The organism is Citrobacter werkmanii (assembly GCF_008693645.1).
Classification (GTDB): Bacteria; Pseudomonadota; Gammaproteobacteria; order Enterobacterales; family Enterobacteriaceae; genus Citrobacter; species Citrobacter werkmanii.
In genome coordinates this window covers 2,535,315-2,549,917 of sequence record NZ_CP044101.1, presented here as the reverse complement: position 1 = coordinate 2,549,917, position 14,603 = coordinate 2,535,315, and the positions used below count along the sequence as shown (strand labels likewise).

General features: G+C 50.6%; 13 protein-coding genes. 8 read left to right on the top strand and 5 right to left on the bottom strand.

Features of this window, described 5'->3' with window-relative positions:
- The first annotated feature begins 131 nt into the window (after positions 1–131).
- Positions 132–983 (top strand): aldo/keto reductase, encoded by an 852-nt coding sequence (locus FOB24_RS12900; RefSeq protein ID WP_087856370.1) that lies wholly within the window; start codon positions 132–134, stop codon positions 981–983.
- A gap of 42 nt (positions 984–1,025) precedes the next feature.
- On the opposite strand, the gene pntB is transcribed toward FOB24_RS12900, so the two are convergent.
- Positions 1,026–2,414, bottom strand: a complete 1,389-nt coding sequence (pntB, locus tag FOB24_RS12895; RefSeq protein ID WP_038640472.1) for a Re/Si-specific NAD(P)(+) transhydrogenase subunit beta — start codon at positions 2,412–2,414, stop codon at positions 1,026–1,028.
- Between the two features lie 10 nt (positions 2,415–2,424).
- A complete protein-coding gene (pntA, locus tag FOB24_RS12890) occupies positions 2,425–3,954 on the bottom strand; it encodes a Re/Si-specific NAD(P)(+) transhydrogenase subunit alpha (protein ID WP_085049552.1) in 1,530 nt (509 codons plus the stop codon).
- A 525-nt stretch (positions 3,955–4,479) separates the two neighbouring features.
- Between pntA and ydgH the strand changes: the two genes are divergently transcribed.
- The 3 genes from ydgH (at position 4,480) to folM (ending at position 7,812) form a co-directional block, all read left to right on the top strand.
- Positions 4,480–5,424: a DUF1471 family protein YdgH gene (gene ydgH, locus FOB24_RS12885; protein WP_069324179.1), complete on the top strand. Its 945-nt coding sequence runs from the start codon at positions 4,480–4,482 to the stop codon at positions 5,422–5,424.
- A gap of 246 nt (positions 5,425–5,670) precedes the next feature.
- Positions 5,671–7,053, top strand: a complete 1,383-nt coding sequence (locus FOB24_RS12880) for an amino acid permease (RefSeq protein ID WP_069324180.1) — start codon at positions 5,671–5,673, stop codon at positions 7,051–7,053.
- A 36-nt stretch (positions 7,054–7,089) separates the two neighbouring features.
- On the top strand, positions 7,090–7,812 hold the full coding sequence (folM, locus tag FOB24_RS12875; protein ID WP_150345003.1) for a dihydromonapterin reductase: 723 nt from the start codon (positions 7,090–7,092) through the stop codon (positions 7,810–7,812).
- Here folM and FOB24_RS12870 read toward each other — a convergent pair.
- Positions 7,809–8,144: a GlpM family protein gene (locus FOB24_RS12870; RefSeq protein WP_032939759.1), complete on the bottom strand. Its 336-nt coding sequence runs from the start codon at positions 8,142–8,144 to the stop codon at positions 7,809–7,811. The genes folM and FOB24_RS12870 overlap by 4 nt on opposite strands.
- Positions 8,145–8,270: 126 nt before the next feature.
- Between FOB24_RS12870 and rstA the strand changes: the two genes are divergently transcribed.
- Together rstA and FOB24_RS12860 are read left to right on the top strand one after the other, a co-directional pair.
- Positions 8,271–9,005, top strand: a complete 735-nt coding sequence (gene rstA, locus FOB24_RS12865; protein ID WP_170973237.1) for a two-component system response regulator RstA — start codon at positions 8,271–8,273, stop codon at positions 9,003–9,005.
- A gap of 243 nt (positions 9,006–9,248) precedes the next feature.
- Positions 9,249–10,589, top strand: a complete 1,341-nt coding sequence (locus FOB24_RS12860) for an L-cystine transporter (protein ID WP_069324184.1) — start codon at positions 9,249–9,251, stop codon at positions 10,587–10,589.
- Between the two features lie 54 nt (positions 10,590–10,643).
- Here FOB24_RS12860 and FOB24_RS12855 read toward each other — a convergent pair whose 3' ends face one another.
- Positions 10,644–11,672: a HoxN/HupN/NixA family nickel/cobalt transporter gene (locus FOB24_RS12855; RefSeq protein ID WP_085049347.1), complete on the bottom strand. Its 1,029-nt coding sequence runs from the start codon at positions 11,670–11,672 to the stop codon at positions 10,644–10,646.
- Positions 11,673–12,015: 343 nt separating this feature from the next.
- Between FOB24_RS12855 and FOB24_RS12850 the strand changes: the two genes are divergently transcribed.
- Positions 12,016–12,807, top strand: coding sequence for an MBL fold metallo-hydrolase (locus FOB24_RS12850; protein ID WP_085049348.1), 792 nt, complete (start codon positions 12,016–12,018; stop codon positions 12,805–12,807).
- 25 nt (positions 12,808–12,832) lie between these two features.
- On the opposite strand, the gene FOB24_RS12845 is transcribed toward FOB24_RS12850, so the two are convergent.
- Positions 12,833–13,177, bottom strand: a complete 345-nt coding sequence (locus FOB24_RS12845; protein ID WP_085049349.1) for a DUF1294 domain-containing protein — start codon at positions 13,175–13,177, stop codon at positions 12,833–12,835.
- A gap of 65 nt (positions 13,178–13,242) precedes the next feature.
- Here FOB24_RS12845 and rstB point away from each other — a divergent pair, with 65 nt between their 5' ends.
- Positions 13,243–14,544, top strand: coding sequence for a two-component system sensor histidine kinase RstB (rstB, locus tag FOB24_RS12840; RefSeq protein ID WP_137347245.1), 1,302 nt, complete (start codon positions 13,243–13,245; stop codon positions 14,542–14,544).
- The last annotated feature ends 59 nt before the right edge of the window (positions 14,545–14,603 follow it).

Sequence of the window (14,603 nt, the reverse complement as noted above, 5' to 3'; positions counted from 1 at the left end):
ATTCCACTCCAGTATTTGCTATCCAGAAATGAATTTAACTCATAGGTCCATGCGGGATTCACAGACTAATAGTACCCACAGAAAATTGCTAATCTGCGGTCAATACAAAGATGAATGCTCAGGAGAATCCCATGAATACAAAAGTACTCAATAACGGTGTTGAGATGCCCCTGCTTGGTTTTGGCGTTTATCAAATGACCGATGCCGCCGAATGCGAGCAAGCCGTACGGGATGCCATTGATTCAGGTTATCGCCTGATTGATACCGCTGCCTCATATCTGAATGAAACTCAAGTAGGGAACGCACTCAGGCAAAGCAGTGTGCCACGTAATGAGCTTTTCGTGACCACCAAGCTGTGGTTACAAGATGCAAGCTATTCCGGCGCAAAGGCGCAATTTACGCGGTCCCTGCAACGCCTTCAGCTTGATTATATTGATCTTTATTTAATCCATCAGCCCTATGGAGATGTACATGGTGCCTGGCGCGCTATGGAGGAGTTATATGAGGAAGGAAAAATCCGTGCGATTGGCGTGAGTAATTTTTATCCGGATCGACTGGCTGATTTAATGGCCTTCAATCGCGTGATTCCTGCCGTAAACCAGATTGAGGTAAACCCATTCCATCAACAGCCACATGCGGTTGCCTGGATGCAGAGCAGAAACATTCAACCACAAGCCTGGGCACCGTTCGCCGAGGGGCGTAATGACCTGTTTCAGAACCCGGTTTTAGCGGCTATTGGGGAAAAATATGGCAAAAGCATCGGTCAGATCGTGCTGCGCTGGATTTATCAGCGCGGAATTATTTCACTGGCGAAAACCGTGCGTAAAACGCGTATGACCGAAAATATTCAGGTGTTGGATTTTAGCTTGACCCCGGAAGAAATGACGCAAATTGCCGCCATGGATAGCGGAAGCAGCGCGTTTTTCTCGCATCGAGATCCGGCTAGAGTGGAATGGATCACCCAGCGGAAGCTGGACGTTTAAAAAAACGGCCTCCGCAGAGGCCGTCTTACTTTTAGCTAACGATTACAGCGCTTTCAGAATCGCATCCACGCTGGCCTTGGCATCGCCAAACAGCATATGGGTGTTTTCTTTAAAGAACAGCGGGTTTTGTACGCCAGCATAGCCGGTGTTCATTGAACGTTTAAACACGATAACGTTCTGCGCTTTCCACACTTCCAGCACTGGCATACCGGCGATCGGGCTGCGTGGGTCATCCTGCGCCGCCGGGTTTACCGTATCGTTGGCGCCAATAACCAGTACGGTATCGGTGTCGGCGAAATCATCATTGATTTCATCCATTTCCAGCACAATGTCATATGGCACTTTGGCTTCCGCCAGCAGCACGTTCATATGACCCGGCAAACGCCCTGCTACCGGGTGGATCCCGAAACGCACTTTGATGCCGCGGGCACGCAACTTCTCAGTGATTTCCGCCACCGGATATTGCGCCTGAGCCACAGCCATACCGTAGCCCGGAGTGATGATCACGGAATGCGAGTTCTTCAGCATTTCTGCTGTGTCTTCTGCATTAATCTCCCGGTGTTCACCCACTTCTTCATCAGAACCCGTAGATGAGCCATCAGAACCAAAGCCGCCCGCAATAACGCTGATGAACGAACGGTTCATTGCTTTACACATAATGTAAGACAGGATCGCACCGCTCGAACCTACCAGCGCACCGGTAACGATCAGCAGATCGTTGCTCAGCATAAAGCCCGCCGCCGCCGCCGCCCATCCGGAGTAGGAGTTGAGCATTGAAACGACTACCGGCATGTCTGCACCACCGATGGACGCCACCAGATGCCAGCCAAAAGCCAGCGCAATAATGGTCATCACCAGCAGCGCCAGAACCTGCAGGCCAACGCTTTCAGTACGAACAAACACCACCAACAGCAGGAAGGAAACGACCAGCGCCGCGAGGTTCATTTTGTGACGGTTTGGCAGCATCAGCGGTTTAGAGGAGATCTTGCCGCGCAGTTTGCCAAAGGCCACCACGGAACCGGTAAAGGTCACCGCACCGATAAAGATACCGAGGAACACTTCTGTCAGGTGAATGTTCACCAGAATCGGTTCCAGGCCCGTGTCGTGATACAGGTAGCTGTTAAAGCCCACCAGTACCGCCGCCAGACCAACGAAGCTGTGCAGAATCGCCACCAGCTCCGGCATCTCGGTCATCTCGACTTTTTTCGCCAGGCGGATACCAATCGCGCCGCCGATGATCATCGCTACCAGGATCCAGGCAACATTGCCGGTATCCGGGCCAAAAATCGTCGCAATCAGCGCAATCGCCATCCCGGCGATACCGTAGTTGTTACCCTGCTGGGAGGTTTCGTGTTTCGAAAGTCCCGCCAGGCTGAAAATAAACAGGATCGCGGCAACAATGTATGCAGCTGTAACTAATCCTCCAGACATATGTTACCCCTTAGTTTTTCCGGAACATTTTCAGCATGCGCTGAGTCACGGTGAAGCCACCGAAAATATTAATGCTGGCAATAAGCACCGCGATAAAGCTCAGGAAACTCACCCAGCCACCCTGGCCAATTTGTAACAACGCGCCGACAACGATAATCCCGGAGATGGCGTTGGTCACAGACATCAGCGGAGTATGCAACGCGTGCGACACATTCCAGACCACGTAGTAACCCACCACGCAGGAAAGCGCGAACACCGTAAAGTGACCGAGGAACTCTTTCGGGGCGACGTCGGCAAGCCAGCCAAACAAAATGACTACCAGCGCCATCAGCGCATATTTACGCCATGGTGAAACCGGTTTTTTCTCTTCTTTCGGCGCGGGAGCCGCTTTTGGCGCAGCCTGCGGCTGAGCTGAAACCTGGATCGGCGGCGCAGGCCAGGTGATTTCACCCTCGCGAACCACCGTCACGCCACGCACCACCACGTCGTCAAAATCAACGGTAATGTTGCCGTCTTTCTCTTTGCACAACAGTTTGAGCAGGTTGACGAGGTTGGTACCGTACAGTTGGGAAGACTGCGTCGGCAGACGACCAGGCAAATCGGTATAACCGATAACCTTCACACCGTTCTCGGTGGTGGTCACCTGGTTAGGCACGGTATATTCACAGTTACCGCCGTTTTGCGCGGCGAGATCGACAATTACACTCCCCGCTTTCATCGAATCAACCATTTCACGGGTGATCAGTTTCGGCGCAGGCTTACCCGGGATCAATGCCGTTGTAACGATAATGTCGACATCTTTTGCCTGAGCGGCGAAAAGCGCCATCTCGGCTTTGATGAAGGCTTCGGACATCACCTTAGCGTAACCGTCGCCGCTGCCCGCCTCTTCTTTAAAGTCCAGTTCGAGGAATTCAGCGCCCATACTCTGAACTTGTTCTTTCACTTCCGGACGGGTGTCAAAAGCACGGACGATAGCGCCCAGGCTGTTTGCCGCCCCGATCGCCGCAAGCCCTGCCACACCCGCACCAATCACCATGACCTTGGCAGGCGGAACCTTACCCGCGGCGGTGATCTGTCCGGTAAAGAAGCGGCCAAATTCATGGGCGGCTTCAACAATGGCGCGATAGCCGGCGATATTCGCCATCGAGCTTAAGGCATCAAGCGACTGCGCACGCGAAATACGCGGGACGGAGTCCATCGCCATCACTGTCACATTGCGCTCTGCAAGCTTTTGCAGCAGTTCCGGGTTTTGCGCAGGCCAAAGAAAACTCACCAGCGTCGTGCCCGGATTAAGCAAGGGAATTTCCGCCTCTTCCGGTGCATTGACCTTCAGAATAATCTCTGACTGCCAGACAGCATTGCCGTCAACAATTTCTGCGCCTGCCTGCACAAACGCCTTATCGTCAAAACTCGCCAGTTGACCTGCGCCGCTTTCAACCGCGACGCTAAAACCCAGCTTTAGCAGCTGCTCAACCGTTTTCGGCGTAGCTGCGACACGGGTTTCATTGGTTAACCGTTCTTTTGGTATGCCAATTCGCATAATGTTCCCTTCCATCTGTATTTTTGATGATGGTTTATCAATGTTTACAAGAGGCATGCGCGCACTCTCGAAAGAGGTCAGTGTTACCTCAATAAAATAAAACAGTAACAAACTCTGTATAACCTACTGAAAATGGAGCCTGTGATCTAGCGCCAAAAAACAGTATTTATTATGAAATTCGCAAAACAGGGATGAATTCGCCAGCAGACAGGGATAATGCCCTTTAAATAGCCCGCAATGGCTGATAATTCGCTCAAGCGAAGCGGCAAAACATGATTAAGCGCCACCAGAGAACAATTGATTAACATTAAATTAACTTATGAAATTCAACTGTTTTATCAGTTTTAGCCTCCAAACGCTGAATTTTTGGACATATCACAAAATGTTATCGACACTGTTACACCCTGTGGCACGATGAGTGAAAAATGACGCAGACACTGACACAATTTAAATGCAATAATCAGCGACGTTTCTAGTCAATAACAATACCAGTACCTGGTTTGCGCAAGGCGAAGGATTATTTTTATGAAGCTTAAGAACACTCTCCTGGCGTCCGCACTTATTTCTGCGACTGCTTTTTCTGTAAATGCAGCGACAGAATTGACGCCGGAGCAAGCTGCTGCCCTGAAACCCTATGACCGCATTGTGGTTACCGGTCGTTTTAATGCGATCGGTGACGCGGTGGATGCCGTATCACGTCGTGCAGATAAAGACGGTGCAGCCTCTTTTTATGTTGTTGATACCTCAGATTTTGGCAGTGGCGGTAACTGGCGCGTTGTAGCCGACATCTATAAAGCCGACGCTGAAAAAGCGGAAGCATCCAAAAACCGTATTATTAACGGTGTGATGGAGTTACCTAAAGATCAGGCCGTTCTGATAGAACCTTACGATACCGTTACGGTACAGGGCTTCTACCGCAGCCAGCCTGAAGTGAATGATGCCATCACCAAAGCGGCGAAAGAAAAAGGGGCTTACTCCTTCTATATCGTTCGCCAGGTCGATGCCAACCAGGGTGGTAACCAGCGTATTACCGCATTCATCTATAAAGCGGATGCGAAAAAACGCGTAGTACAAAGCCCTGATGCAATCCCGGCTGATTCTGATGCCGGTCGCGCCGCATTAGCTGCAGGTGGTGAAGCCGCGAAGAAAGTTGAGATCCCGGGCGTTGCGACTACCGCATCTCCGAGTGCTGAAGTTGGCCGCTTCTTCGAAACGCAATCCACCAAAGGTGGACGTTACACCGTCACGCTGCCTGATGGTACGAAAGTTGAAGAGCTGAACAAAGCGACTGCTGCCATGATGGTTCCGTTCGACAGCATCAAGTTCACCGGTAACTACGGCAATATGACCGAAGTCTCTTATCAGGTTGCCAAGCGCGCAGCGAAGAAAGGCGCGAAGTATTATCACATTACTCGCCAGTGGTCAGAACGTGGTAACAACATGACCATCAGCGCTGATCTGTATAAGTAATATCCTATGCTTTATCAGGCCTGCAGCGGTTGTAGGCCTGATAATTTTCCCTTGTTAAGCCCTCAGCCCGAACAAAAAACACGAATATTAAGACAACTTTTCACACTATTAGTCACAAATCTCTCTATCCCCATTGCATGCGTTCTCTTCTCTCCGTAAAATCCCGCGCCTTAGTGGCTTTCACCATTTTTATGCGGTTTGCCAAAATAATTATTCTCTCACTCTCGTTTTAGTAACTGGATACAAATGGAAAAGAAATTGGGTCTGAGCGCACTGACCGCGCTGGTTCTAAGCTCAATGCTCGGCGCTGGTGTTTTCAGCCTGCCACAAAATATGGCGGCGGTTGCCAGCCCGGCTGCATTACTGATTGGTTGGGCGATTACCGGTGCGGGTATTTTGCTACTCGCCTTTGCCATGCTGATCCTGACGCGTATCCGACCTGAACTGGACGGTGGCATTTTTACCTACGCGCGCGAAGGTTTCGGGGAACTGATTGGCTTCTGCTCTGCATGGGGATACTGGCTATGCGCCGTTATCGCTAACGTTTCGTATCTGGTTATCGTCTTCTCTGCGCTCAGCTTCTTTACCGATACGCCGGAATTACGCCTTTTTGGCGATGGTAATACCTGGCAGGCTATTGTTGGCGCATCAATGCTGCTGTGGATCGTCCATTTTCTGATACTGCGTGGGGTGCAAACCGCAGCCAGCATAAACCTGGTCGCGACCCTGGCCAAATTGCTGCCGCTTGGCCTGTTTATCGTGTTGGCGTTCATGCTGTTTAAGCTCGATACCTTCAGTCTGGATTTTACCGGCGTCGCGTTGGGCGTCCCCGTCTGGGAGCAGGTCAAAAACACTATGCTCATTACCCTTTGGGTATTCATCGGTGTGGAAGGCGCAGTGGTGGTTTCCGCCCGCGCACGAAACAAACGCGATGTCGGACGCGCCACGCTGCTGGCGGTGCTTGCCGCGCTGGGCGTTTATCTGTTGGTCACCCTGCTGTCGCTGGGTGTTGTCGCGCGTCCAGAACTGGCAGAAATCCGCAACCCATCAATGGCCGGTCTGATGGTAAAAATGATGGGGCCATGGGGCGAAATTATTATTGCCGCGGGTCTGATTGTCTCCGTTTGCGGTGCCTATTTGAGCTGGACGATTATGGCAGCGGAAGTGCCATTCCTCGCCGCTACCCACAAAGCGTTTCCACGGATTTTCGCGCGTCAGAATGCGCAGGGTGCGCCATCCGCGTCGCTGTGGCTGACCAACATCTGCGTCCAAATCTGTCTGGTGCTGATCTGGCTCACAGGTTCCGACTACAATACGCTACTGACTATTGCCTCAGAGATGATTCTGGTGCCCTATTTGCTGGTCGGCGCATTTTTGCTGAAAATCGCTACCCGTCCGTTGCATAAAGCCGTCGGTGTCGGTGCGAGCATTTATGGCATATGGTTATTGTATGCGTCAGGTCCGATGCACCTGCTGCTGTCTGTGGTGCTATATGCGCCGGGACTACTGGTTTTCCTTTATGCCCGTAAAACACACGCGCATGAAAATGTATTAAAACGTCAGGAGATGGCGCTGATCGGCCTGCTGCTTATTGCAGCAGTTCCGGCGACCTGGATGTTGGTGGGGTAACGCTATCCCCATCGTTCGCGAAACCTGGAGATTACGATGGGTAAAAAGCCCCCTTTGCCGATACTTATCACTGGAGGAGGTCGTCGCATCGGCCTCGCCGTCGCATGGCATTTTCTCAATCAAAGACAGCCAGTTATTGTCAGCTATCGGACGCATTACCCGGCCATTGATGGCTTGTGCGAAGCTGGTGCGTTGTGTATCCAGGCTGACTTTTCTACCGATAAAGGCGTGTTAGCCTTTGCCGATGAGGTTAAAAGGCAGACGAACGGTTTGCGCGCCATTGTGCATAATGCCAGTGCCTGGGTTGCAGAAAAGCCGGGCACGCCGCTAACCGAAGTGCTGTCGGCCATGATGCAGATTCATGTCAATACGCCCTACCTACTCAACCACGCCCTGGAAGGGTTGTTACGCGGTCACGGACATGCAGCCAGCGATATTATCCATTTTACGGATTATGTTGTGGAGCGTGGCAGCGACAAGCACATCGCTTATGCTGCCAGTAAAGCGGCGCTGGACAATATGACTCGCTCGTTCGCCCGCAAACTGGCGCCGGAAGTCAAAGTGAATGCGATTGCCCCCTCGCTGATCCTGTTCAACGAGAGTGACGATGCTGAATATCGCCATCAGGCTCTGAATAAATCACTGATGAAAACGGCGCCCGGTGAAAAAGAAGTCATTGATTTAATTGACTATCTATTGACCAGTTGCTTTGTCACAGGACGTAGTTTTGCCCTTGATGGCGGGCGTCATCTGCGTTAATGCAGTTTAATCCAACAAAAAATCAGCAACCACGCGCTCAGGCTCCAGCACACTACTGACCCGCCGAGCGCGACGGGTAAGCGCATAAAGCCGGTGAAATACCACAGCGAAACGAGGTAGACAAAATAGGGAATAATCGACCACATGCTGAATACAATGGTGGTACGCAACGCCTCGATTCCACGCTCACTGGCCACGATATAATGGGCAATCAACGCGAATGTCGGGAACAGCGGGATTAATCCAGCAATATAGTAATTCTTTGTTTTAGCGAGCAAACCAATCAACACCACCACCAGCGCACCCAGCGCCGCTTTGATAACGAGTCCCATTACCCTGCCTTAACACATCAATAACATCAGTCCCTAGCATAACGGAAGCAATCTTGTTTAGAAAAGATTAATGGAAGGAAAAACGAGGGCGGTGTATGTTGGCGTTTTATATTCAAAATGAATGATATGAACACCATTGTATTTGTTGAAGATGATCCTGAAGTTGGCTCGCTGATTGCCGCCTATCTGGCCCGGCATGACATTGAGGTTATTCTTGAACCTCGTGGTGATTTGGCCGAGGAGAGAATCCTGCAAGTTCAACCCGATCTGGTGTTATTAGATATCATGCTGCCGGGCAAAGACGGGATGACAATCTGCCGCGATTTACGTGGACGCTGGCAGGGTCCGATTGTTCTGCTGACCTCTCTGGACAGCGACATGAACCATATCCTGGCGCTGGAAATGGGGGCCTGCGACTACATCCTTAAAACAACCCCTCCGGCCGTACTGCTTGCGCGGCTACGCCTGCATTTGCGTCAGAGCGAACATTCAGCCCAGTCTAAAGGTATTCAGGCAGCGACCATCACGCCGCACACAACGCTACGCTTTGGTACACTCGCTATCGACCCAACCAACCGCTCCGTGCTACTCGGCGGCGAGCAAGTCTCTCTTTCCACCGCCGATTTTGAATTATTGTGGGAGCTGGCGACTCATGCCGGGCAGATTATGGACCGCGATGCGCTGCTGAAGAACCTGCGCGGTGTAAGCTATGACGGTATGGATCGCAGCGTTGATGTGGCGATTTCCCGATTACGTAAAAAACTGCTTGATAACGCCACTGAGCCCTATCGAATCAAAACGGTACGCAACAAAGGTTACCTGTTTGCACCGCACGCCTGGGACGACGAGCCACAGAAATAGTGCCATCAGGCCGGTCTCGCAGATCGGCTGGATTTATCACAATACGTTACACCGTCACGAAAAATTGTTTACAGAACAGGCATACAACCGCTACCCGGCTAGTTTCCACATTTTTTGTGTGGCTGCTAACTTCCCCCCTCTCTATAATCCGTTGCGGTCCTGAACCTTATGGTTCAGGTTTATTTCGCAATAACAAAACTCTTTCCGGCATTTCAGGTGCTGAATGAGGCAAGAGGCTACAATATGTTCGTTACGCTCGCGTATATCGCGTTCTTTTTGGTTTGTTCATGGGCAATTTTCAGAATCAACCAAAAAAGTCACTCTCTTTCAAAAAGTGTCTTCATCGCTATTTTTCTTGGTGCCGTTATCGGCTTATCCCTGCATCTCATTGCTGCCGACGACAGTAAAACAGTGATCGGTTGGTATAACGTTATCGGCAATGGCTATGTGAATTTACTAAAGCTGGTTGCGGTTCCGCTGATTTTCATCTCTATTCTCTCAGCCATTAATAAGCTCGAAAATAGTGCAGGCATTGGGAAAATGTCATTAACCATCGTCGGATGCATGCTCTGCCTGGTAATGATTGCCGGATTTATTGGGCTACTGACTGCGCATGTATTAGGTCTGGACGCCAGCGCATTTGTTCATATGCAGTCCACGCTGACGGCGGATGATGTGAGTAAAACTGCCGCCATTTCACTACCAAAACTGATGACCTCCCTGATCCCCACGAACATTTTCCTCGATCTAACCGGTGCCAGAAGTGTTTCCGTCATAGGCATTGTTATCTTCACGCTACTTGCCGGCGTGGCATTATTAAAGGTCAAACAAGACGCCCCGCAAGAAGGTGAAAAATTAAGTGCCGGCATTAACGCCATCCAGATTTGGGTGATGAAGATGGTACGTATCGTTATTGCCCTCACCCCTTATGGCGTGATGGCATTAATGGCAGGCGTATTTTCCGCGTATCGACTTGAACAATTTGCCAGTCTGTTAGGCTTTATTGCAGCCTGTTACCTTGCCATTCTGATGATGTTTATCGTCCACGCGCTAATACTGGTGCTGAGTGGCAATAATCCGGTTCACTATTTTAAAACCGTCTGGCCAGTATTAACCTTTGCCTTTGTGTCACGCAGCAGTGCGGCATCTATTCCACTGGCTATTACCGCGCAGGAAAAGTTTGGCGTGCAAAACACCATTGCCAATATTGCGGCCTCATTCGGCTCCAGCATGGGTCAAAACGGCTGCGCCGGGATCTATCCGGCTATTATGGTGGCGATGATTGCGCCAACTATTGGCATTGATCCGCTATCGGTGCATTTTTTGCTCGCCATGCTACCTGCGATTGCGCTGGGTTCTATCGGAGTGGCGGGCGTTGGTGGCGGCGGAACATTTGCTGCGCTGATCGTCCTTTCAACGCTGAACTTCCCTGTCGCGCTGGTGGGGATTTTCATTGCTATCGAGCCTGTCGTTGATATGGCCAGAACGGCACTCAACGTGAATGGTTCGATGATGTCAGGCGTACTGGCTAACAGGCTCCTGAAAAAAAGAGCAGAAGAACCGCAACGCGTGAACGCGAATTAATCAGCCTTCCAGTAAGAACTAAGCCTTCCTGTAAACGGAAGGCTTTCTTTTGTGTCAACTGAATGTCAGTCCGTCGTATTTTTTCCAACGGTAATTCACGGCAGAAATAATCCAGCAGCAGATAAAAACGCCAATAATCACAAAGCCGACATTGCCCATATGCTCACTCAAATTGCTGACGGTATCCCATAATCCTCCCTGGAGTGAAAATGCGTCAGAGAGAAGTCCCAACGCCTCCAGTCCACCGATAAATAGCGCAACAATCACCGAGGTTCCGGTGATGGTCATATTGTAATAAAGCTTGCGCTGCGGCTTATTAAACGCCCATCCATAGGCCTCAACCATCAGGATGCTGTCAAGGCAATCAATCAGCGCCATCCCGCAGGTAAACAGCGCCGGGAAAACTAATATTGACCAGACCGACATGCCACTGGACGCGCTTGAAGCGGAAATACCCAGCAGAGAAATTTCAGTGGCGGTATCAAAACCCAGACCAAACAGAAAACCGACAAAATACATATGCCAGTCTTTACCTACCAGGCGGAAAGCTGAGCGAAAAATCCAGTTCAAAGGACCTGAAACCGTAATATTTTCCGTGTTGCCAGCGTAAGTACCGGTGCGTTTAAGATGGCGAAAAGCCTTCCAGACATGGCAGAAGATAATGAGATTGATAGTGGCCAGAATCAGCAGAAATGCGGCAGAGACCGTGGTACCGATAAGACCGCCGACATTCTGAAACCATGTCATATGCTGCTTAAAAACGCTGGTGGTCAGCGCAATGCCAATGCTTGCCAGCACAACAATGGTGGAGTGACCAAGGGAAAACCAGGCTCCCGTCGTCAGGGCGCGTTTTTTCTGCTGCATCAGTTTGCGCGTCGCGCTATCTATAGCAGCAATATGGTCGGCATCCACGGCATGGCGCAAACCATAGCACCACGCGATTAGACCCAGAGCCAGTAACGACGTGTTGTTGCTAAACGCGGTGAAAGCCCACAGCCACGCCACAATGTTTGCCCCGATGAGTAAAACCATCAACGAAATAATGTTTGGGCGTTTTTTTAATATTGAAAACAATGCGTTCATTGTTTCCAGCCTGTCAAATTTGCGCTAAACAACACACTACACCGCCGTTCATTGATTGATTAATAAAACGTTTACCAGGCTAATGATAACTCTTAAGAATTACCAACCCAGTGTCATAGATCAAAGTTGATTACCACTGATGCGAGTTCCGCCATCGCTCACTCCGCTACGCACAGGGGTATATAGTCGCGTTGTCCCCCTCTTACAAAAACCGGCTTTAACTCCGAAATCAAGAATCAGGCATTGAAGCATTCCGCAGAAGATTATGGGCCAGAGCACTAATGGGCACATTCTTATGTCTCCGTGTGCCATGCTGATTGTGGTTGTTAAATGAGGAAACGCGATGATTGTTTTATGCAAAGCCTGCGGGACATCCTATGAGAAAACGGATTCTCATCCACAACATTGCGCTATCTGTAATGATGAACGCCAGTATGTCCCCGCGACAGGGCAGAAATGGATCGATTTTTCCGCCCTTTGTGCTTCACATACAAATAAGTGGCAACAACACAACGGCGATCTTCTCAGCATCCGCACCGTTCCTGATTTTGCGATTAATCAGCGGGCATTTATTCTACGTACTCCCGAGGGCAATATTCTGTGGGACTGTATTGCTACGCTCGATGATGCCACGAAAATGCTAATAGCGTCTCTGGGCGGGCTTAAGGCTATTGCGATATCACACCCTCACTACTACACAACGATGCAGGACTGGGCTGCAGAATTTAACGCCCCGATTTACCTCCATGCCAGTGATAGCGAGTGGGTGATGCGCAACAGCCCGTGGATTAGATTTTGGCAAGGCGACACCCTTGAACTCGCCCAGGACGTCAGTGTGATACGACTGGGGGGACACTTTTCCGGCGGCTGTGTTTTGCACTGGGCACGAAATGAAGGCCTGGTGCTTTCCGGCGACATCGTTCAGGTCACACCAGGGACGCATGCCGTCTCCTTTATGTGGAGTTACCCCAATATGCTGCCGCTGCCAGCCGCAACGGTCAGCGACATCACTCACCGCCTGAGTACGGTAAAATTTAAACAACTCTACGGCGCATTTGAGGGAAAAGATATTAAGGACAATGCCGATGATATCGTACGCCGTTCAGGCGAAAAGTATATCTCCTGCCTTAGATAATCGGGCCGTTTACTCTCTCCCTCACTCAGGAAGATGAAAATGGATAGAACTGATAAACCGCCCCCATCAGCGAGAGACTGACTATCACGCTAATAACAAAATAGGTTTTGAATGGCTGCTTTTGTGTTTTATGGCGGAAAATTTGTTGACCCGCTATCGCGCCCCCCCACCCGCCAACAACACCAAACATCAGCAAAGTAGACTCAGGCACCCTGCGCCAGGCCTTACGAGCGGCCATTTTGTCGAGGCCATATAGCGCCATCGTCAGTATATTGGCAACTATTAGCCACATAACCACAGGTTGTGCGGTGAAAATACAGCCTATTGCTGCGAAAATGAGTAGCAAATAACAACAACGATTGAAATTCATATTTTTATATCACAACAATTTTGAGAGTATCAGTACGCATTATATTGCGTATTCGGTGATTTTATATGAAGAAGCTGTTTGTACAGTTTTATCTCCTGCTGTTTGTCTGCTTTCTGGTGATGACCTTGCTGGTCGGCCTTGTATACAAATTCACCGCAGAACGCGCGGGCAGACAGTCGCTCGACGATTTAATGAAAAGCTCGTTGTACCTGATGCGCAGTGAACTGCGCGAGATCCCACCACGTGACTGGGGTAAGACGCTAAAGGAGATGGATTTGAACCTCTCTTTTGATCTGCGCGTTGAACCGCTGAATAAATACACGCTGGATGCCCCAACCATGCAGCGCCTGCGCGAAGGCGATATTGTCGCGCTTGACGATCAGTACACTTTTATTCAACGAATCCCGCGCAGCCATTACGTGCTGGCCGTCGGCCCGGTACCCTATCTCTATTTTCTGCATCAAATGCGCTTGCTGGACATCGCGCTGATGGCGTTCATTGCTATTTCGCTGGCCTTCCCGGTGTTTATCTGGATGCGCCCCCACTGGCAGGAAATGCTCCGACTGGAAGCCGCAGCACAACGTTTTGGTGAGGGGCATCTGGGCGAACGCCTCCATTTTGATAACGGTTCCAGTTTTGAGCGTCTTGGTGTGGCGTTTAACCAGATGGCGGACAATATCAATGCGCTGATCGCCAGTAAAAAACAGCTTATTGATGGTATTGCCCATGAGCTTCGGACTCCACTGGTACGCTTACGTTACCGACTGGAGATGAGTGAGAACCTCACCGAGCAAGAATCTCAGGCACTGAATCGTGATATCGGCCAGTTGGAAGCGTTGATCGAAGAGTTACTGACCTACGCCCGGTTGGATCGCCCACAAAATGAATTGAAGCTTAGCGTACCCGACCTGCCCCTTTGGCTGACAACCCATCTTGAGGATGTGCAAAGCGTCAATCCTGACCATGAGGTGCGGCTACGCCATCTTCAGAGTGGCGACTACGGTGCATTGGATATGCGCCTGATGGAGCGTGTGCTGGATAATCTGCTGAATAACGCCCTGCGCTATTGCCAGTCGACGGTACAAGCCAGTCTGCAGCTGGACGGCAACCAGGCGACACTGATCGTGGAAGACGACGGTCCGGGTATCGCACCTGCGGCGCGTGAACAAGTTTTTGAGCCATTTGTACGCCTCGATCCCAGTCGTGACCGGGCGACCGGTGGTTGCGGACTTGGGTTAGCCATCGTCCATTCGATCGCATTGGCTATGGGCGGTACGGTCGTCTGCGATGAAAGTGAACTGGGCGGCGCCCGTTTTTCTTTCAGTTGGCCCGTCTGGCATAACATTCCTGAATTTCCCACTGCCTGACCCATGCCGCTCGGTGGTCAGGCGGCAAATGTTGTGCTATAAAAAAGTATGTTGTAACT

Coding starts and splice junctions, on each gene's coding strand:
- FOB24_RS12900 (WP_087856370.1), top strand. CDS start 132: ATGAATACAAAAGTACTCAATAACGGTGTTGAGATGCCCCTGCTTGGT.
- pntB (WP_038640472.1), bottom strand. CDS start 2,414: ATGTCTGGAGGATTAGTTACAGCTGCATACATTGTTGCCGCGATCCTG.
- pntA (WP_085049552.1), bottom strand. CDS start 3,954: ATGCGAATTGGCATACCAAAAGAACGGTTAACCAATGAAACCCGTGTC.
- ydgH (WP_069324179.1), top strand. CDS start 4,480: ATGAAGCTTAAGAACACTCTCCTGGCGTCCGCACTTATTTCTGCGACT.
- FOB24_RS12880 (WP_069324180.1), top strand. CDS start 5,671: ATGGAAAAGAAATTGGGTCTGAGCGCACTGACCGCGCTGGTTCTAAGC.
- folM (WP_150345003.1), top strand. CDS start 7,090: ATGGGTAAAAAGCCCCCTTTGCCGATACTTATCACTGGAGGAGGTCGT.
- FOB24_RS12870 (WP_032939759.1), bottom strand. CDS start 8,144: ATGGGACTCGTTATCAAAGCGGCGCTGGGTGCGCTGGTGGTGGTGTTG.
- rstA (WP_170973237.1), top strand. CDS start 8,271: ATGAACACCATTGTATTTGTTGAAGATGATCCTGAAGTTGGCTCGCTG.
- FOB24_RS12860 (WP_069324184.1), top strand. CDS start 9,249: ATGTTCGTTACGCTCGCGTATATCGCGTTCTTTTTGGTTTGTTCATGG.
- FOB24_RS12855 (WP_085049347.1), bottom strand. CDS start 11,672: ATGAACGCATTGTTTTCAATATTAAAAAAACGCCCAAACATTATTTCG.
- FOB24_RS12850 (WP_085049348.1), top strand. CDS start 12,016: ATGATTGTTTTATGCAAAGCCTGCGGGACATCCTATGAGAAAACGGAT.
- FOB24_RS12845 (WP_085049349.1), bottom strand. CDS start 13,177: ATGAATTTCAATCGTTGTTGTTATTTGCTACTCATTTTCGCAGCAATA.
- rstB (WP_137347245.1), top strand. CDS start 13,243: ATGAAGAAGCTGTTTGTACAGTTTTATCTCCTGCTGTTTGTCTGCTTT.